This window comes from Vannielia sp. ABF1_015 (assembly GCF_056160745.1).
On record NZ_JBSWXT010000001.1, the window covers coordinates 390,074 to 408,623 of the forward strand.

Here is an 18,550-nt window from a genome sequence, read left to right on the forward strand (position 1 = left end):
CGCCCTACGCTTTTCTCAGGCGTTGTCGCGGGCAGCCACGGCCTGCACCGCAGGGCGCGCCACCACACGGTCAAACCATGCTTCGATGGCGGGCCGCTTGGGCAACCAGTCGCGGTTCCACTGGTAGGGCGAGGCCATGATGAGATCGGCAGCGGAAAAGCCGCTTTCGAGCAGGTAGTCCCGCCCATCGAGCGCCGCTTCGAGCCTTGCGATCATGGCCGGCATGTCGCGATAGGTGGTCACCCAAATCGGATTGTCGGCCACCTCGCAGACCATGCCCATGATAAGCGGCTCTGCCACGCCCGCGTAATAGGACAGCCACATCAGAAAGGCTCCACGATCCGGGTGGCCGGGCGGCACGGCGGTTGGGGCCTCGGGGAAGAGCTCGGACAGCAGGGCGAGGATGGCCGCGCGTTCGGTGATGAGGCTGCCATTCACCTCAAGCGCGGGCACCTTGCTCTCGGGGTGAGGGTTGGCCGCGTCAGGGCCGCCGGTGCCATCCTGCCGGGGAACGGTGACGATTTTCGTCTCTATCTCTGCGGAAAGGCCCATTTCTTCGATCGCTATGGCAACCGTGCTGCTGCGCGAATTCGGGGCGTGGTAAAACTTGATCATCGAGAGTCTCCTTTTGCTGAAGGCACCATAGCAGCCCTCCCCTGACAGGGTGGTGTCAGGAGGGGTGGCAGGGGCCCCGTCAGGAGGTGATCAGCCAATTTTGCCGGGCAAACCTTCGCCCACCTGCCCGCGATGCAGCAGGATGTGATCGAGAAGCACGCAGGCCATCATCGCCTCGCCCACGGGCACGGCGCGGATGCCGACGCAGGGATCGTGCCGGCCCTTGGTGATGATCTCGGTCTCTTCACCCGCCTTGTTGATCGTCTTGCGAGGCTTGAGGATGGAGGAGGTTGGCTTGACGGCGAAGCGCACCACAAGGTCCTGCCCGGTGGAGATGCCGCCGAGGATGCCGCCCGCGTGGTTGGAGGAATAGACCGGCCCACCCTGGCTCATGGCGATCTCGTCGGCGTTGGCCTCGCCGGTGAGGCGGGCGGCGGCGAAACCGTCCCCGATCTCGACACCTTTGACGGCGTTGATGCTCATCATGGCGGCGGCAAGGTCGGTATCCAGCTTGCCGTAGACTGGGGCGCCGAGGCCCGCCGGGGCGCCGCTGGCGACCACCTCGATGACCGCGCCCACCGAGTTGCCAGACTTGCGCAACTCGTCGAGATAACCGGCCCAGTCTTCGGCGGCCTGCGCGTCGGGCGTCCAGAAGGGGTTGTTATCGATCTCGGCCATGTCGTAGCGGGCCGGGTCGGCTGCGCGCTCGCCCATGCTCACCATGAAACCCTTGATCGAGAGGCCCGGCACCAGCTTGGCCAAGGCATTACGCGCCAGCCCGCCTGCGGCCACCCGCGCGGCGGTTTCACGCGCCGAGGAGCGCCCGCCGCCGCGATAGTCTCTGATTCCGTACTTCTGCCAATAGGTGATGTCGGCATGGCCGGGGCGAAACTTTTCGGCGATGTCGCCATAGTCCTTGGAGCGCTGGTCGGTGTTGCGGATCATCAGTTGCACCGGGGTGCCTGTGGTGACGCCCTCGAACACGCCCGAGAGGATCTCGACCTCGTCGGCCTCGCGGCGCTGGGTGGTATACTTGTTTTGCCCCGGCTTGCGCTTGTCGAGCCAGACCTGGATCTGCTCTGCCGTGACCGGAATGCCGGGAGGACAGCCATCGACTGTGCATCCCAAAGCGGGTCCGTGGCTTTCGCCCCAGGTGGTGACGCGGAAGAGGTGGCCGAAGGTGTTGAGGCTCATGTGCGCGGGCTCCTTTGGTCGCAAGGAGTTATCCGCTGCGTCGCGCCCTGCCAAGGAGAATCAAATCGGCAGAAGCTCGGGACATACGATGATGACTGCGCCACCGCCCAGCTCTTTCAGAGGCCCCCGGTGGCACTGGGGGAATCCCGAGCTCCTGCCGATTCAGTTCAGCAACGAGTCCCCGGTAACCAAAAGGGGGCGATCGTAACCACACTGGTCTTAGCGAGGCGCTTGGAGCGCCTTCGTTATGTCATTGGACATACCACCAAATCCGCCACCCATGTTGCCCGATCAGCGACAATCGCCACAGAAGGCCCAAAATGTTGCAAAAGGGTGACGTTAGGTTAAGGAAGGTTAACTAACGGTTAACGCGACATAAAATAGATCAAGGCAACGGCAGGTTGTGGATGACCGCGCGCCGGGAGGAGAACACCGGCAGCTCAGAGCGGCCCTGCGTAAGCGGGATCGTGAGGCCGACAGAAACCCAGTTTTCGCGCTCATCCAGCAAATCAAAGTGGTGCTGCCCGACGGCAACCGAGAGCAAAGCCGCACGACCCGAGGCGCCGGCAGCGGGCAGATCAAGCCATGTGTCGAGCCCGAAGGCGAGGTGGTAAAAGTCTTGGTCTCCACCGGCCATGTTCAGCGTGTCTTTTGAAAACGCCCCATAGCCAGAGAACCGCCCCTGCCCGATGTAGCTCACCCGTAGGCCCCGGTTGGTGGCATAGCCATCCACGCCCAGTGCACCGCCACGGGTTTCGCCAAAATACAGCTCCGCACCAAAGCCCGACGGCAGGCGCACCGCGGCTTCCCCGCCAATGGCAAAGGCAGCGCCCCCTTCGGATTGAGAGCCGAGCCACAGGTAAGGGCCAACCGAGAACCCATCGCCAAGCGGGCGTGTGGTGAGGTGAAAGAGCGCCTGTGCGGTGCTCAGGTCAGCCTCCCCCGCGCGGGCGGTGGACAGGGCAAGATCAATCCCGAGGTCAGCCCAGCCAAGCCCGTAGTCGGCGTGCGCCGTGCCCAATAGCCGGTTGTATTGCTCCCCCCTAGGGAAGCCGCCAGTTTCCAACGACACCCCGGCAAAGCGAAAGCCGTTCGCCTCCTCTGCGTGGGCCGACAATGGCAAGGCAAACGCAAAGGCAACAACTGTGGTGAGGCGGCGTAGCATGGCGGAAGTCTCCGTTGATCAGGCCCACAACATTAGGGCGGTCGCTTAAGAAGGAAACGGACAGCCGCGCTTATTCCACAAGCGTGACCTGCTTGCCATCGCCCGGTGCGGCCCTATGGTGTGCCGCACCTCGGGGTGCCCTTGCAGAAGGGCTGAGATGTGGCCATGCGCGCCATGAACCCGCTGAACCTGAACCGGCTAAAACCGGCGGAGGGAAGGTTTCGAGATACCTCGATTGCCCGCTCCGCCCGCATGCAATGGAGGATGACCCATGAAAGCCCCCCTCATCGCCGCGGGATTTGCCCTTGTCGCCAGCACGGCGGCAGCGGAAACCCTGACGGTCTACGCGCCCGATTACTTTGCCAGCGAATGGGGGCCCGGCCCCGCGATCAAGCAGGCCTTCGAGGCCGAGTGCGGCTGCGAGTTGCAGTTTGTGACCGGCGACGTGCTGCCACGCATCCTGCTGGAAGGCGACCGATCGGAGGCCGATGTGGCCATCGGCCTGAGCCAGGATGAAATGGCCCGCGCCGCCGAATCAGGCCTGTTTGCACCGCACGGGCAAGATGTTTCGTCCCTGACCATGCCGGTGAACTGGGAAGATCAAACCTTCCTCCCCTTCGACTGGAGCCACCTTGCCTTCATCTATGACAGCACCCGGATGGAAACCCCGCCCGCGAGCTTCGAGGCGATGCTGGAAATGGCTGATGACACCCGGATCGTGATTCAGGACCCGCGCGCCTCTGCCGCCGGGCTGGCGCTGGTGATGTGGGTGCAGGCGCTTTACGGCGAAGAGGCCGGGGCGGCATGGGAGCGGCTTGCTCCCAAGATCCTCACCGTCACCAAGGGCTGGAGCGAGGCCTATGGGATGTTCACCGAGGGCGAGGCCGACATGGTGCTGAGCTACACCACCTCGCCGGCCTATCACATCGTTGCCGAGGGCGACGAAACCAAGCAGGCGGCGATCTTCGAGGAAGGAAACTACCTTTACGTCGAACTCGCCGCCAAGCTGGCGGGCACCGACCAGCCCGAACTGGCACAGAGCTTTATGGATTTTATCCTCAGTGACGGGTTCCAGACGGCCATTCCGGAGGGCAACTGGAGCTTTCCAGCCAAGCTGGATGAGGCCAAATGGCCCGAGGCCTTCCGCAACCTTCCGGTGCCCGACAAGGTGCTCTACGTCGATGCCGCAACGGCAGAGGCGATGAAGGCGGATGCGATAGAAACATGGCGGCAAGGGCTCAGCCAATAACCCGATGGCTCGCAGGGGCCGCGGCGGCGCTTGTGCTGGCGGTGACGCTGGGCACGCTCGCCGCCGTGGCGTGGCGGGCCGAGGACTTTGCCGCCGTCGGCCCGGCGGCGCGGGATGCGCTGTGGTTCACGCTATGGCAGGCCGTGGTTTCGGCCAGCCTGAGCGTGATTCTGGCGGTGCCGGTCGCGCGGGCACTTGCGCGGCGGCGGTTTTTCGGGCGCGGGGCAGTCATCACCTTGATGGGCGCGCCCTTTATTCTGCCCACAATCGTCGCCGTGCTGGGCCTCGTCGCCGTCTTCGGGCGTTCCGGCGTGGTCAACGTGGCGCTCCGGGCGCTCGGCCTGCCCGAGGTCAGCCCATATGGCCCGCAGGGGGTGATTCTGGCGCATGTCTTCTTCAACCTGCCGCTGGCGGTGCGTCTTGTGTTGCAGGGTTGGCTCGCGATCCCGGCGGAGCGGTTTCGGCTGGCGGCCTCGCTTGGCATGGGCGCGGGGCCGATCCAGCGGGGCATTGAGTGGCCGATGCTGCGGGGCGTGCTGCCCGGCGCGTGGCTGCTGATCTTTGCGCTCTGCCTCACCAGCTTTGCCGTGGCGCTGGCGCTCGGCGGCGGGCCGCGCGCAACCACCGTGGAACTGGCGATCTATCAGGCGTTTCGCTTCGACTATTCGCTTGGCGCGGCCTCGGTGCTGGGGCTGGTGCAATTTGCCCTCGCGGGCGCGGCGGCGGCGCTGGCATGGGGGCTGGCGCGGCCTACGGTGTTTGCAGGCGGCCTTGGCGGCGTGGTGCGGCGCTGGGACGGGGGCGGATGGCTGCGCTGGCAAGACGGGCTGGTTGTGGTGCTCGCCGCCCTCTTCCTGCTTGCGCCGCTGGTAGCGGTGGCCCTGCGCGGCGTGCCGGGGCTGGCGGAGATGCCTTGGGCCGTCTGGCAGGCCGCCGGGCGCTCTGTGGCGGTGGCGCTGGGCTCGGCGGCGCTCTGCCTTGCGTTGGCCCTGCCGATGGCGCTGGCGGCGCGACGCGGGCTCTGGGTGCAGCTCGTCGGCGTCCTGCCCATCGCCGCTTCGCCGCTGGTGATCGGCACTGGCCTCTTCATCCTCTGCTATCGCTGGATTCGCCCCGACGAGATCGCGCTGGTGGTTACAGCGCTTGTCAACGCGGTGCTCGCCCTCCCCTTTGCCCTCGCCGCGCTGGTGCCCGCCGTGCGGGAGATGCGCGCCGGGTCAGGACGGCTGGCCGAGAGCCTCGGCATGACCGGTTTGGCACGGCTGCGGCTGGTGACGCTCCCCACCCTGCGCCGCCCGATCGGCTTTGCCCTCGGCCTCGCCGCCGCGCTTTCGATGGGAGACCTCGGGGTGATCGCGCTCTTTGCCGATGGCGACACCGCCACGCTGCCCTTGCAACTCTACCGCCTGATGGCCGCCTACCGGATAGATCAGGCCGCGGGCGCGGCGTTGCTGCTGCTGGCACTCTCGCTGGGGCTGTTCTGGGGATTCGACAGGGGAGGGCGGGCCAATGCTGGCGCTTGAGGGGCTGCGGCTGGAACAGGGCAACTTCGCGCTTCAGGCGGATTGGACGGTGGAGGCCGGCGCCCGGGTGGCGGTGATCGGCCCGTCGGGCGCGGGCAAATCGACCCTGCTGATGGGCATCGCCGGTTTCGTGGAGCCTGCGCGCGGGCGGGTGGTTTGGGACGGAACCGACATTAGCGGGCTGGCACCGGGCGCGCGACCCGTGTCGGTGCTGTTTCAGGAAGAAAACCTCTTTGGGCACCTGAGTGTGGAGCAAAACGTGGGGCTGGGGCTGCGCCCCGACCTGCGGCTCGCGTCTGGTGACCGGGCGCGCGTGGATGCGGCGCTGGAGCGGGTCGGGCTGGCAGGCATGGGCGCGCGGCTGCCACGTGAGCTGAGCGGCGGGCAGAGGAGCCGGGTGGCGCTGGCGCGGGTGCTGCTGCGCCAAAGGCCGGTGCTGCTGCTCGATGAACCCTTCGCGGCGCTCGGCCCCGCGCTGAAGCGCGAGATGCTGGCGCTTGTGCGCGAGATCGCAAAGGAGAGCGGCGCGGCGGTGCTGATGGTCACCCATGACCCGGAAGATGCGCGCGCCTTTGCCGGGCAAACGGTGGTGGTGGCCGAAGGCCGGGCCGAGGCACCTGTGGCGACAGGCCCGTTGCTGGACGATCCGCCCGAGGGGCTCAGGGCCTACCTAGGGTAGCTCTTCGCGGCCCCCGGCCCCTCATCGCCCCTGCGAAGACGCCTCGAAGGGCGGATGAGCATGCCCCGAAACGAAAAAGGCGCGAACCGTGAGGTCCGCGCCTTTTGTCATTCTGTCGCCTGCGCTCAGGCCTTGGCGTTCAGCGCCTTGGCCCTCGCCTTATGCGGGGCCCAGAGGCGCTTGTTGGTGAGGTAGAGCAGCACCGAGAGGAAGATGAGGAAGCCAACGATCAGGAAGCCTGTTTCCTTGCGCTGCATCATCTTGGGCTCGGCAGCCCACATCAGGAAGGCGGCAACATCCATTGCTTCGTGGTGCAGGTCATTGCTGTGGCCGTCGTCAAATTCCACATCTTCGCCCACCAGCGGCGGGGCCATCGAGATCCAGCCGCCGGGGAAGGCGGTGTTCTCGTAGAAGACCGAGCCGTATTCCTCTTTCTCCTCGCCGGTGTAGCCGGTGAGCAGGGAGGCGATGTATTCGGCGCCGCCCATGCCCTTGAAGAGCTGGTTCATACCGGTGCCATAGGGTCCGTGGAAGCCTGCGCGGGCCTTCGCCATCAGGCTGAGGTCGGGCGCGCCGGCGGTGGTGACCGCCGGGAAGTTGTCCGCCGGGGTGGGGGTGCGGAACTCGCCCAGCTCGGCATCGTAGAAGTCGCGGTTGGCGTCTTCGTCGAGGATGACGATCTGCGAGGCGTAGGCGCGCACCTGATCTTCGGAGTAGCCCAGCCCGCCCCCTTCGGCCATCGACCGGAAGGAGACATACTTGAGGCCGTGACAGCCCGAGCAGACCTCGGTGTAGATCTTCAGGCCGCGTTGCAGCTGGTTCTGATCATACTTGCCGAAGGGGCCTTCGAAGGAGAAGGCATAGTCTTCGATGTGGCCCTCGCCCCCCGCCGCAAGGGCGGAGGTGGCCGGCATGGCCAGTGCGAGCAGGGCGGTGAGTGCGAGTTTGCGGATCATGTCTCTCTCTCCGTCCTCTTATTCGGCCGGCGTGGCCGGTTTGGCCTTGCCGTAATGGGCGTTGAAGTCGTCTTCGATCGTGGCCGGACGCGGCAGCGGTTTCTCGATCACGCCCAGCAGCGGCAGGATCACCAGGAAGTAGGCGAACCAATAGGCCGAGGCCACCAGCGAGAAGCTGGAGTAGGGCTCTTCTGCCGGCATGGCACCGAGCCACATCAGCACAACGAAGTCGATCACCAGCAGCAGGAACCACCACTTGAACATCGGGCGATAGCGGCCCGAGCGCACCGAGGAGGTATCAAGCCAGGGTGCCAGCGCCATCACCGCGATTGCGCCGAACATCGCCAGCACGCCGAAGAACTTGGCGTCGATGATGCCGAAGCTGATCCACTCGGCGAACATCACCACCCAGACGTCGGAGGTGAAGGCCCGCAGGATCGCGTAGAACGGCAGGAAGTACCACTCAGGCACGATGTGTGCCGGCGTCGAGAGCGCGTTGGCCTCGATGTAGTTGTCAGGGTGGCCGAGGTAGTTGGGCATGAAGGCCACAACCGCGAAGAACACCGCGAGGATCACCGCGAGAGCGAAGAGATCCTTGATCACGAAGTAGGGCCAGAACGGCAGGGTATCGGCCTCGGCCTCTTCCTTGCTCGCGGTCCGCACCGCAACCCCGGTGGGGTTGTTGTTGCCGGTGGTGTGGAAGGCCCAGATGTGCACCGCCACCAGCGCCGCGATGACCATCGGAAGCAGGTAGTGCAGCGAGAAGAAGCGGTTCAGCGTGGCGTTGTCCACCGCAGGGCCGCCGAGCAGCCAAGTCTGGATGCTTTCGCCGACGAAGGGGATCGCGCCGAAGAGACCGGTGATCACCGTGGCCCCCCAGAACGACATCTGACCCCAAGGCAGCACGTAGCCCATGAAAGCCGTGCCCATCATCGCGAGGTAGATCAGCATGCCAACGATCCACGTCACCTCGCGCGGGGCCTTGTAGGAGCCGTAGAAGAGGCCACGGAAGATGTGGATGTAGACTGCGAAGAAGAACAGCGAAGCGCCGTTCATGTGGGTGTAGCGGATGAAGTAGCCGCCGTTCACATCGCGCATGATGTGCTCGATGGAGGCAAAGGCATAGTCGACGTGGGGCGTGTAGTGCATCACCAGAACGACGCCGGTGGCGATCATCAGCACAAGGCAAAAGGTGAGGACGATGCCCCAGATCCACCACCAGTTCAGGTTCTTGGGGGTGGGGATCATCAGGGTGTCATAGGCGAGCCCGACGATGGGCAGGCGCGAGTGAAGCCACTTCTCGATACCGGTCTTGGGTTCGTAGTGGTCGTGCGGAATACCGGACATCTGCGTTCCCTCCCTTAACCGAGCTGAATGGTTGTTTCGTCGACAAATTCCGCGACCGGAACTGGCAGGTTCTCTGGCGCGGGGCCTTTACGGATGCGGCCAGACGTATCGTAGTGCGAGCCGTGGCAGGGGCAGAACCAGCCGCCAAACTCACCGGCACCGTCACCCAGCGGCACACAGCCGAGGTGGGTACAGACGCCCATCATCACCAGCCATTCGCCGTTCTCGTCGAGCGAGCGGTTCTCGTCGGTGGCGGGCAGGCCGGGCTTGTTTTCGTTCCGGTCGATCGGGTCGACCAGATCGGCCATCGCAACGGCGCGGGCCTCTTCGATCTCTTCAGCGGTGCGGCGGCGGATGAACACCGGCTTGCCGAGCCACTTCACGGTGAGCTGGGTGCCCACTTCGACACCGCTCACATCGACGCGAATCGAGCTGAGCGCCCGCACATCGGCAGAGGGGTTCATCTGGTTGATGAGACCCCATGCAGCACCGCCGGCAACGACGGCACCCGCCGCTCCGGTTGCATAATAGATGAAATCCCGGCGTGTACCTTCGGGCTCGTGAGTGTCCGACACGGGTTGTTCTCCTTCTCACCGGCCCGGCGCGTAAGCGGGCCATGACGCGGCATGACAAGGGCGTGAGCCCAGCCATTTCGCGCGGTTATTAGCTGCCTGCATCGCGCCAGTCCAGCGGACATTCCCGCACAGTTGCGGCCAAGTGACGCAAAAAACGCGCGGAGGCCGGAAAAAGGGCAGCAAAGCATCACATCGCACCCTGCGTCACCGGCGCGGCTGTAAATCGGCCCGTGCCGTGCTAGGTGAGCTTACAGACACATGACGACCACATGACGACCCCTCGGAGCAAAGCCTTCCATGCGTATTCCCGCCCTTCCTCGCCTCGCTGCAGCACTCACCCTCGCCCTGGCCGCTCTTCTGCCCGCCGCACGGCCGGCTGCGGCGGAGATGGAGCTGAGCTTCTACACCGGCTACCAGACCGCCCCGCACAGCCGGGTGGAGGGCAATGACGGCACCTCCGATTTCTCGTTCCTGTCGGAATGGGAAGGCCGCCCCTTCGAGGCACCGCCCTACTACGGCATCCGGGCTACGTGGTGGCGCAGCGCCAACCTTGGCTTCGGGGCCGAATTTACCCACACCAAGGTCTATGCCACCGATGAGACCCGCGACGACAACGGCTTTGACCGGCTGGAGCTGACCGACGGGCTCAACATCATCACCGCCAACGTGCTCTACCGCTGGCCCGGCCAGTGGGCCTCTGGCAAGCTGACCCCCTATGTGGGCGCGGGCCTCGGCATTGCGGTGCCGCATGTGGATATCACGCCCACCGGCGGCGCAAAGACCTTCGAATACCAGTTTACCGGCCCCGCCGCGCGCTGGATGGCCGGGGCCTCCTACGCGTTCAACGACACATGGTCGGTGTTTGGCGAGTATCATGGCACCTATTCGGCCAACAAGGGCGACCTTGAAGGCGGCGGCGAGTGGGAATCAAACATCCTGACCAACGCCATCAACATCGGCGTCAGCTACAACTTCTGAACGGGTTGGGCTTGCCGGGGCGGTGGGCATATTGCCCACCCTACGGCCCTATCAACCTTCGGGCGGCTTGGTGGCCTGCATCGAGGGGCGCTCGCTGAAACGGGCATACCACTCCGCCAGCGCCTCGTTTCCACTGCGCCAATCCCGCTGAGGGTGGCGAAAATCCGCATAGCCAAGGCCGCAGGCCAGCGCGATCTGCGCCGCATCAAGCGGGCCCGAGAGGTGGCTCATCCAGCGCGAGTTTGCCGCCGTCGCCGCGCGGTGAGCCTTGCCCCACTGGGCTTCAACAATCTCAGGGCTCTGCTTTTCCTCCGGGCGCAACCGGGCCTCATAGGTCATCAGCAGCACCGCCTCGGTCAGCCCATGGGCCAGCGCCTCAAGCGTCAGCACCTCCCAGATTCGCGATTCGGGGTAGAGCGTCTTGCCGCTCTGGGCGTCGAGGAACCGGCAAATCACCCGGCTGTCGAACATCGCCGGGCCATCGGGCCGCTCCAGCGTGGGGATCTTGCCCAGCGGGTTCTGCGCCAAGGGCATAGTGCCCGGCGCCAGCGGTGTGCCCGCTGCCTCAACGCATTCTATCTCCTCGGCCAACCCCGACTCATGCGCAACCACCATGACCATCCGGACAAAGGGCGAGGCGGGGCTGTGGTGGAGAATGTAGGGCATTTCTGGCAACCGTCTGGGGCAATGGACAATTCACGTTGGCTCAAGAACGCCGTGCTGGCAAGTTAACCTTGTCGGGGCGCCCTTACCCTGCGTTACTCCGCTCCCAGCATAAGCGCCGCCAGAAGCGCCGGATCCTGCCCGATGCCATAGCCCTTCACCTGCCGCGCCGCCGCCTGCCGGGCCTCCGCAGGCTTGTTCTGGCCAAGCTTCCACGTGCTCTCCACCTTCTCGACCACAAAGCGAAACGGCTGAATCATCCGCATGAACCGCGCCAATACGTCGGCAGGCATTTTGTCGGCGGTCCATGGGGCCTTGGGGAGGAGGCGCTGCTCAAAATGATCTGAGAGCGCATCGAGCACACCGCGCAGGGCGGCATCGGGCAGCCGCTCCAGCTGGCCGTCGAGTTGCACGGCAACGTAGTTCCACGTCGGCACCTGATCGTCCATCTCGTACCAATCGGGCGAGATGTAGCTGTCAGGCCCCATCACCGAGAGGCGGGCAGGCATAGGTGCGGTGCAGGCGCGAGCCATCGGATTGGAGCGCATCAAGTGGAGCGTGGCGGTGCCTGCCTCTGCGTCGAGCAGAAAGGGCACATGGGCGGTGAGCGGAAAGACCTCGCCATTGGCCGCCAGAGTGCCAAAACCGCGCTCGGCTGCAAAAGCAAGGTTCTGGGCAGTGGGGGCGTCGCGATAGATCGGGTTTGGGTGCATCGGAGCGGTCATCCTCGGGCTTGACCCGGGGATCTCTTGCGGTTGGAGACCTTAGGGTCAAGCCCGAGGATGGAGGCGTTGTGGTCAGGCCGCGGTGAGGCGGGCGTTGTCGGTGCCGGTGATCGTGGCCGTCACAAGCGCACCCTCCGGCTGGTCAGAGGCGAAATGCACCTCGGCAAACTGCTCGGTGCGGCCCATGCGGGCGGATTCGGTGAGCACGCTGTGAGTGCGGCCCTGTTGCGCCGCGAGATGGCGTGCAACGGCAGCCGCCCCGGCGGCGCGCAGTCGAGCGGCGCGGGCCTTGATCTCGGGGCCGGGCACGGCGGGCATTTTCGCCGCCGGGGTGCCGGGGCGCGGCGAGTAGGGAAAGACGTGCAGCCAGGTGAGGTGGCAATCTTCAACAAGGCGCAGCGAATCTTCGAAGTGCGCTTCGGTCTCGGTCGGGAAACCGGCGATGATATCGGCACCAAAGGTCATTTCTGGGCGCAGCCTACGGGCCTCTTCGGTAAAGCGGATCGCATCATCGCGCAGGTGGCGGCGCTTCATCCGCTTCAGGATGAGGTCAGCGCCGTGCTGAAGCGAAAGGTGGAGATGGGGCATCAGGCGCGGCTCGGTGGCGATGGCCTGCATCAGGTTTTCATCCACCTCAATCGAATCAATCGAGCTGATCCGCAGCCGGGGCAGATCGGGCACCAGCTTTAGGATGCGCATGACGAGATCGCCCAGCTTGGGCTGTGCCGGAAGGTCGGCACCCCAACTCGTAAGGTCCACGCCCGTCAGCACCACTTCGTTGAAGCCCTTACCCACCAGCCGCTTGATCTGCTCGACGACCACACCCGCAGGCACGGAGCGCGAATTGCCGCGCCCGAACGGGATGATGCAGAAGGTGCAGCGGTGGTCGCAGCCGTTTTGCACCTGCACATAGGCGCGGTGCCGGCCAAAGCCATCAATCAGATGGCCGGCGGTTTCGGTGACCGACATGATGTCATTCACCTGCACACGCTCGGTCTCACCGATGAAGTCGGGGGCCAACCCGGCCCATGTGTCCGGCTGCATTTTCTCAGTGTTGCCGATCACATGATCGACCTCGGGCATCTCGGCAAAGCTCTCGGGCGCAGTCTGCGCCGCGCAGCCGGTGACGATAAGGAGGGCCTCGGGGTTTTCGCGGCGCAGCTTGCGAATATCCTGCCGGGCCTTGCGCACAGCCTCAGAGGTGACGGCGCAGGTGTTGACGATCACCGCGCCATGCAGCCCAGCGCCCTCGGCCAGCTCGCGCATCGCCTCGGTTTCGTAAGCGTTGAGGCGGCAGCCGTGGGTGGAAAAGATCGGCGCGTCAGCCATGCCAGACACCATCGAAGACATGGGCGGTAGGCCCGGTCATCCAAACGCCATCTTCGCACCAGTCGATGTGGATGGTGCCGCCGTCGAGGTCGATGGTGACCTTGCGCCCGGTCAGGCCGCGCCGGTGTGCAGCCACGGCCACGGCACAGGAGGAGGAGCCGGAGGCAAGGGTGATTCCGGTGCCACGCTCCCAGACCCGCATCCGCAGGTGATCGGGGCCGATGACATGGGCAAACTGCACGTTGGTGCGCTCGGGGAACAACGGGTCGTGCTCGACCTCGGGGCCGCGCACGGCGAGGTCCACGGCCTCGGCGTTATCCACGAAGAAGGTACAATGCGGGTTGCCCATGGATGTGCCCACAGGGTCGCCCGTTAGCGGCAGGTGGAGCGTGTCGGCCGCGCGGGCAAGCGGGATCTCGCGCCAGGTGGTGAGCGGCGCGCCCATGTTGACGGAGGTGAGTCCGTCGCCGGCATCAACGCAGGGCAACAGGCCGCGCTCGGTGAGGAGGGTCACGGCGGGTTTGCCCCTTTCCTCCATCAGGTAACGGGCAATGCAGCGCGTGGCATTGCCGCAGGCCGCCGAAAGCGAGCCATCGGCGTTGTAGAAGGTGAGCTTGGCATCGGCCTTGTCGCTCAGCTCGATCACGGTAAGCTGGTCAAAGCCCACCCCCCGGTGCCGGTCGGCAAGGGCCATCGCAAGTTCCGGAGTCACGACCACGCCGCCCGCGCGGTGATCAAGCACCACGAAGTCATTGCCAAGCCCGTGCATTTTCATGAAGGGCAGGCCAGAGGGAGGGGTCTGGTCGCGCATGGGCGGGCATATACAGCGCGGGGGGTGCGCTTTCCAGCCCGGGGGCGAAGATTCCCGCTTGACCCCCCTTGGGGGATTCCCTAGAGAGCGGGCCTCAGAGTGGGCCGTTAGCTCAGTTGGTAGAGCAACTGACTTTTAATCAGTGGGTCGCAGGTTCGAATCCTGCACGGCTCACCACTTGCATCAGATTTCCTTTGTGGGATCGCACCTTGCGGTCCGCATCCGTGCGACGTCACTCGCTGGGTCGAGCAGCAGCTTGATTGCGCCCAATGCGGCGACCTCGCGGAACTGCGCGCCTGTTCTTCCCTCCGCGTCTCTAGCGAAATCCCCGGGCAGCAGGCACGGCAGTGGCTCCAGCCACGCCGAATTGGTCCTGTCGAAGCTGCTGAATGGCCCCGTGACGGCAGACCGTTCACCCCTTACCCTCAGGCGCTAAAACGGCGGGGATGACGGCTTTGGAAACGAGCGAATGCGATGTGGTGGTGGTTGGCGCGGGCTCTTCGGGCTGTGTCGTCGCGGCCCGGCTCTCCGAGCGCCCGGGGCTGCGGGTCTGCGTCATCGAGGCAGGCGGGCGCGACCTGAGCCCATGGGTGCGCATGCCCATCGGTTACGGCGGCGCCTTCTATCACCCCCGCCTCAACTGGCGCTATTACACCGAGCCCGAGGCAGGCCTTGGCGGGCGCAGTGCCTATTGGCCGCGCGGCAAGGTGATTGGCGGTTCAAGCTCGATCAACGCAATGGTCTTTATCCGGGGGCAGGCCGAGGACTACAACAGCTGGGCCGCGGCGGGCTGCACCGGCTGGAGCCACGCCGATCTGCTACCCTACTTCAAGCGGCTGGAAGACAACACGGCGGGCGAAAGCGCGTGGCGGGCGACCGGCGGGCCAGTGGGCGTCAAGGATGTTTCCCAAGAGGTTCACCCCCTGTCTCACGCCTTCGTCGCCGCAGGCCGGGCAGCGGGCCATGCGGTGAACCCCGATTTCAACGGCGCCTCGCAGGAGGGCGTCGGCTTTTACCAGATCACCACGCGCGGCGGCTTCCGCTCTTCGGCGGCAGCGGCCTATCTGCGACCTGCCCTGAGGCGCAAGGCCCTGCGGCTGGAGACGGGTGCCCATGTCACGCGGCTGCTGTTCGAAGGGCGGCGCTGCACCGGCGTTGAGTTTCGGCGGGGCGATACGGTGCATCAGGTGAAGGCGCGGCAGGTGGTGCTCTCTGCCGGGGCAATCGGCACGCCGCAGATCCTTCAACTCTCGGGGATTGGTGACTCCAAACGGCTCAAATCCCACGGAATAGAGACGATTCATTCCGCGCCCGAGGTGGGCCGCAACCTGCAAGATCACATCGGCTTCGACCTTGTTTATGAGGCGACCGTACCCACACTCAACGCCACCCTCGGCCGCTGGATCGGGCGCGTTGGGGCCGGGATGCGATATGTGATCACACGCAGCGGGCCGCTTTCGCTCTCGGTCAATCAGGCGGGCGGATTTGTGCGCAGCGATCCTGGGCGCATCAGGCCCAACCTCCAGCTCTACTTCTCGCCGCTGAGCTACACCAAAGCGGTGCCGGGCAAGCGGCGGCTGATGAAACCCGATGCCTTTGCAGGCTTCATGATTGGCGTCTCCAACTGCCACCCCAAGAGCCGGGGCGAGCTGCACATCCGCTCGCGCGACCCTCAGGAGGCACCGGCGATCCGCCCCAATTATCTGAGCGCTGCCGAAGACATGGAGGAATTGCTGGCGTCGGTGCCGATCATGCGGGCAATTGCCGAGCAGCACCCGCTGGCCAGCATCACCCGCGCCGAGCTGAAGCCGGGGCCCGCAGTGACCGAGCGCGAGGCGCTGGTAGATTACATTCGGGCTGTAACAGGCTCTGTTTTCCACCCCTGCGGCACCTGCGCGATGGGGGCCGAGGACAGCGCGGTTGTTACGCCCGATCTGCGCCTGCGCGGGATCGAAGGGCTGACAGTGGCCGATGCCTCGGTGATCCCCTCCATCACCTCGGGCAACCTCAACGCCCCGGCGCTGATGATCGGCGAAAAGGCGGCAGACCTTATCGCGGCGCGGCTCTGAGCGCGTTTGCCAACCGCTCGACCCCGCGCTGCACCTCGATCCGGGGCACCGCCGAAAAGCCCAGCGTCAGCCCCTGTTGCGCGACGGGGGCCAGCGCAAAGCGCGACAGCGGTGCCGTGGCCAGCCCCTCGGCCCGCGCCGCCTCTGCCGCTGCCATCTCATCGCGCGGCTGCGGAAAGTATCCCACCGTATGAAAGCCGGTCTCCGTGGGCTGCACATTGAGCAGCCCGCCCAAATGGCTCTGCGCCGCCTCCAGCAGGGCATCGCGCCGGTCGCGATAAAGGTCTCTCATCCGGCGGATATGGGCCGAAAATCGCCCCTCCTCGATAAACGCCGCCACCACCGCCTGCACCGAATGCGACACCCCATGCGCCGCCGCTTCAAGCGTGCGGGTGAACACCTCTGCCAGCCCCGGCGGCACAACCGCATAGCCCAGCCGGATCGCCGGAAACAGCGCCTTGGAGAAGGTGCCCACGTAAATCACCCGCCCCCCCGCATCGAGCGCCTTCAGCGGCGGCAACGGGGCGCGGCCATAGTGAAACTCGCCCACGTAGTCATCCTCAATCACCCAGGCCCCGGCCCTTTCGGCCTCTTCCAGCAACTCAAATCGCCGGTCGCGTGACATCGGCACGCCTAGCGGATGCTGATGCGCCGGGGTGGTAAAGGCGGCGCGAAATTTCGGCTCGGCGGCGCGACCTGCGGCAACATCAATCCCCTGCCTATCCACCGGCACCGGCACCAGCCGCGCCCCACGCGACAAAAATGCGTTGCGCGCGCCGATGGCACCGGGGTTTTCAATCCATACAGGGTCACCCGGCTCCAGCAGGATCTGCGCGATCTGCACAAAGGCATCCTGCGCCCCGGCAAAGACGAAAACCTCCCCCGGCGCACAACTGAGGCCCCGGTTGGCGCGCAGGTGCTGGCATATCGCGTCACGCAGGGCAGGCAGCCCCGCGGCCTCTGGGTAGCTCATCAGCCCGGCACGGGAGCCGCGCCAATACTTCGCCTGCATCCGCGCCCATTGCGCCATCGGAAAGGCATCAAACGCGGGCATCCCGGTAACAAAGGGGCGCGGGGTGCGCGGGTGTTCGAGCCGAGGGAAGTACCGCTCCGTCAGGTCTTTGGCGACATGCGAAACCGTCTCTGTTGCAGGCGCGGCGGGCGCATGCGGGCGTACCTCCTCCGACACATAGGTGCCCGCCCCCACATGGCTCGAGACCATGCCTTCCGAGGCCAGTTGCTCGTAGACAGTGACGGCGGTGGTGCGGCTGACGCCGTGATCTCGCGCCAGCACGCGGGTGGCGGGCAGGCGGGTTCCGGGCGGCAACGCGCCAGACAGGATCAACTCGCGCAGACGGGTGGTCAGCTGCATTGAAAGGCTGGCAGCATCCGCCCGGTCCACCGAGAGGCCGGGAATCAGCGCACCACCCGCGTATTTGGCCATCCGATCCTCCAATTGGTCTGCCAGCCTTTGCGGAGTGGACCTTATCGGCAGACCGTTTGGCAAGTTCTATCGGCCCGTAACCGGGAGTCCGCACCATGCGTCTGACGAAAATCGAAACCTTCGCCACCCCCGATGTGGGCTTCGTGCGTGTCACCGATGAGATGGGCCGCGAAGGCTGGGGGCAGGTCTCCACCTATCAGAGCGACATCAGCGCCGCCGTGCTCCACCGGCAGGTGGCACCGCATGTGCTGGGCCTGGTTTTCGACCCCGACACAGGCCAGGATGACCTGTTTCAGCGTGCATGGGAGAAAGAGCACAAGTTTCCCGGCTCCTATATGTGCCGTGCCATCGGCGGGGTGGAAACCGCCCTGTGGGACTTGCGCGGCAAGGCGGCGGGCAAGCCGGTGGCCACGCTGCTCGGCGGCAGCCCGGGCAAGCTGCGTGCCTATGCCTCCTCGATGAAACGCGACATCACGCCCGAGGCCGAGGCGGAGCGCTTTCGGCGGTTGCGGGGCGAGCAGGGGTTTGATGCCTTCAAGTTTCGCATTGGCGCGGAATGTGGGCGGAATAGAGACGAATGGGAGGGCCGCACCGAGGCGATCATCCCCGAGATTGCCGCCGCGATGCGGGGCGAGGATGTGGCGCTTCTGGCCGATGCCAACTCCTGCTACGCGCCCGCCGAAGCCATGCACTACGGGCGGATGCTGCAAGATCACGGGATCACCCATTACGAGGAGCCCTGCCCGTATTGGGAGCTGGAACAAACCGCAGAAGTCACCGCCGCGCTGGAGATCGACGTAACCGGCGGCGAGCAGGATTGCTGGCTGCCCACATGGCGCCGGATGTTCGAGCTGAACGCCGTGAACGTGGCCCAGCCCGATGTTCTCTATCTCGGCGGAATCGGCCGCACGTTGCAGGTTGCGAAGATGGCAGCGGCGGCGGGCCTGCCTGTTACCCCCCATGCGGCCAACCTCGGGCTGGTCACGCTGTTTACCATGCACCTCCTGCGGGCCATCCCCAATGCCGGCCCCTATCTGGAATTCTCGATTGAGGAGGCCGACTATTACCCGTGGCAATACGGCCTCTACCGAAATGATCCCTACCGCGTTGAAGGCGGTCAGGTAGAGGTCACCGATGCGCCCGGCTGGGGCGTGGAAATTGCGCCAAACTGGCTGGAGACGGCTGAGTACAGGGTGAGCGAGGCCCCAGCGGGGTGATTGCGCAGACC

The 18,550-nt window shown here is 65.5% G+C and carries 17 protein-coding genes, 1 tRNA gene and 1 riboswitch; of the genes, 7 read left to right on the forward strand and 11 right to left on the reverse strand.

Annotation, left to right across the window (positions count from 1 at the left end; all coding sequences use genetic code 11):
* Nucleotides 1-15 precede the first annotated feature (15 nt).
* The 3 genes from ACXAG6_RS01980 to ACXAG6_RS01990 all read right to left on the reverse strand — a co-directional run bounded on the left by ACXAG6_RS01980 (nucleotide 16) and on the right by ACXAG6_RS01990 (nucleotide 2,974).
* A complete protein-coding gene (locus ACXAG6_RS01980; protein WP_475334506.1) occupies nucleotides 16-615 on the reverse strand; it encodes a glutathione S-transferase family protein in 600 nt (199 codons plus the stop codon).
* Between the two features lie 90 nt (nucleotides 616-705).
* The gene (gene aroC, locus ACXAG6_RS01985) at nucleotides 706-1,809 is read right to left on the reverse strand and encodes a chorismate synthase (protein ID WP_140012368.1); all 1,104 of its coding nucleotides are present in this window, start codon (nucleotides 1,807-1,809) and stop codon (nucleotides 706-708) included.
* A gap of 385 nt (nucleotides 1,810-2,194) precedes the next feature.
* The gene (locus ACXAG6_RS01990) at nucleotides 2,195-2,974 is read right to left on the reverse strand and encodes a hypothetical protein (protein WP_475334509.1); all 780 of its coding nucleotides are present in this window, start codon (nucleotides 2,972-2,974) and stop codon (nucleotides 2,195-2,197) included.
* A 121-nt stretch (nucleotides 2,975-3,095) separates the two neighbouring features.
* Nucleotides 3,096-3,207: riboswitch (TPP riboswitch) on the forward strand.
* A gap of 38 nt (nucleotides 3,208-3,245) precedes the next feature.
* Between ACXAG6_RS01990 and ACXAG6_RS01995 the strand changes: the two genes are divergently transcribed.
* The 3 genes from ACXAG6_RS01995 to thiQ are packed head-to-tail and all read left to right on the forward strand — an operon-like array spanning nucleotide 3,246 to nucleotide 6,425.
* Nucleotides 3,246-4,223 (forward strand): thiamine ABC transporter substrate-binding protein, encoded by a 978-nt coding sequence (locus ACXAG6_RS01995; protein ID WP_475334511.1) that lies wholly within the window; start codon nucleotides 3,246-3,248, stop codon nucleotides 4,221-4,223.
* Entirely contained in the window at nucleotides 4,199-5,746 is a 1,548-nt protein-coding gene (locus ACXAG6_RS02000; protein WP_475334514.1) for an ABC transporter permease family protein, read from the forward strand. The genes ACXAG6_RS01995 and ACXAG6_RS02000 overlap by 25 nt, the downstream gene beginning before the upstream one ends.
* Nucleotides 5,733-6,425 (forward strand): thiamine ABC transporter ATP-binding protein, encoded by a 693-nt coding sequence (gene thiQ / locus ACXAG6_RS02005; RefSeq protein WP_475334516.1) that lies wholly within the window; start codon nucleotides 5,733-5,735, stop codon nucleotides 6,423-6,425. Before ACXAG6_RS02000 ends, thiQ begins: the two co-directional genes overlap by 14 nt.
* A 125-nt stretch (nucleotides 6,426-6,550) precedes the next feature.
* On the opposite strand, the gene ACXAG6_RS02010 is transcribed toward thiQ, so the two are convergent.
* The 3 genes from ACXAG6_RS02010 to petA are packed head-to-tail and all read right to left on the reverse strand — an operon-like array spanning nucleotide 6,551 to nucleotide 9,303.
* The gene (locus tag ACXAG6_RS02010; RefSeq protein WP_475334518.1) at nucleotides 6,551-7,381 is read right to left on the reverse strand and encodes a cytochrome c1; all 831 of its coding nucleotides are present in this window, start codon (nucleotides 7,379-7,381) and stop codon (nucleotides 6,551-6,553) included.
* An 18-nt stretch (nucleotides 7,382-7,399) separates the two neighbouring features.
* Entirely contained in the window at nucleotides 7,400-8,728 is a 1,329-nt protein-coding gene (gene petB, locus ACXAG6_RS02015) for a cytochrome b (RefSeq protein WP_475334521.1), read from the reverse strand.
* A 14-nt stretch (nucleotides 8,729-8,742) separates the two neighbouring features.
* Nucleotides 8,743-9,303, reverse strand: a complete 561-nt coding sequence (petA, locus tag ACXAG6_RS02020) for a ubiquinol-cytochrome c reductase iron-sulfur subunit (protein ID WP_475334522.1) — start codon at nucleotides 9,301-9,303, stop codon at nucleotides 8,743-8,745.
* Nucleotides 9,304-9,600: 297 nt separating this feature from the next.
* Here petA and ACXAG6_RS02025 point away from each other — a divergent pair, with 297 nt between their 5' ends.
* Nucleotides 9,601-10,281, forward strand: coding sequence for an outer membrane protein (locus tag ACXAG6_RS02025; protein ID WP_475334524.1), 681 nt, complete (start codon nucleotides 9,601-9,603; stop codon nucleotides 10,279-10,281).
* Between the two features lie 51 nt (nucleotides 10,282-10,332).
* On the opposite strand, the gene ACXAG6_RS02030 is transcribed toward ACXAG6_RS02025, so the two are convergent.
* The 4 genes from ACXAG6_RS02030 to dapF all read right to left on the reverse strand — a co-directional run bounded on the left by ACXAG6_RS02030 (nucleotide 10,333) and on the right by dapF (nucleotide 13,809).
* Nucleotides 10,333-10,947, reverse strand: a complete 615-nt coding sequence (locus ACXAG6_RS02030; protein ID WP_140012377.1) for a glutathione S-transferase — start codon at nucleotides 10,945-10,947, stop codon at nucleotides 10,333-10,335.
* A gap of 92 nt (nucleotides 10,948-11,039) precedes the next feature.
* Entirely contained in the window at nucleotides 11,040-11,669 is a 630-nt protein-coding gene (locus tag ACXAG6_RS02035; protein WP_475334527.1) for an FMN-binding negative transcriptional regulator, read from the reverse strand.
* A 72-nt stretch (nucleotides 11,670-11,741) separates the two neighbouring features.
* Nucleotides 11,742-12,998, reverse strand: coding sequence for a tRNA (N(6)-L-threonylcarbamoyladenosine(37)-C(2))-methylthiotransferase MtaB (mtaB, locus tag ACXAG6_RS02040; protein WP_475334529.1), 1,257 nt, complete (start codon nucleotides 12,996-12,998; stop codon nucleotides 11,742-11,744).
* On the reverse strand, nucleotides 12,991-13,809 hold the full coding sequence (dapF, locus tag ACXAG6_RS02045) for a diaminopimelate epimerase (RefSeq protein WP_475334531.1): 819 nt from the start codon (nucleotides 13,807-13,809) through the stop codon (nucleotides 12,991-12,993). The genes mtaB and dapF overlap by 8 nt, the downstream gene beginning before the upstream one ends.
* 101 nt (nucleotides 13,810-13,910) lie before the next feature.
* Here dapF and ACXAG6_RS02050 point away from each other — a divergent pair.
* Both ACXAG6_RS02050 and ACXAG6_RS02055 read left to right on the forward strand, forming a co-directional pair.
* A tRNA-Lys gene (locus tag ACXAG6_RS02050) sits at nucleotides 13,911-13,986 on the forward strand.
* Between the two features lie 269 nt (nucleotides 13,987-14,255).
* On the forward strand, nucleotides 14,256-15,878 hold the full coding sequence (locus tag ACXAG6_RS02055) for a GMC family oxidoreductase (protein ID WP_475334534.1): 1,623 nt from the start codon (nucleotides 14,256-14,258) through the stop codon (nucleotides 15,876-15,878).
* Here ACXAG6_RS02055 and pdxR read toward each other — a convergent pair.
* Nucleotides 15,859-17,322, reverse strand: coding sequence for a MocR-like pyridoxine biosynthesis transcription factor PdxR (gene pdxR, locus ACXAG6_RS02060; protein ID WP_475334536.1), 1,464 nt, complete (start codon nucleotides 17,320-17,322; stop codon nucleotides 15,859-15,861). The two genes, ACXAG6_RS02055 and pdxR, sit on opposite strands and share 20 nt — an antisense overlap.
* A 95-nt stretch (nucleotides 17,323-17,417) precedes the next feature.
* Here pdxR and ACXAG6_RS02065 point away from each other — a divergent pair, with 95 nt between their 5' ends.
* Nucleotides 17,418-18,539, forward strand: coding sequence for a mandelate racemase/muconate lactonizing enzyme family protein (locus ACXAG6_RS02065; RefSeq protein ID WP_475334539.1), 1,122 nt, complete (start codon nucleotides 17,418-17,420; stop codon nucleotides 18,537-18,539).
* Nucleotides 18,540-18,550: the final 11 nt, after the last annotated feature.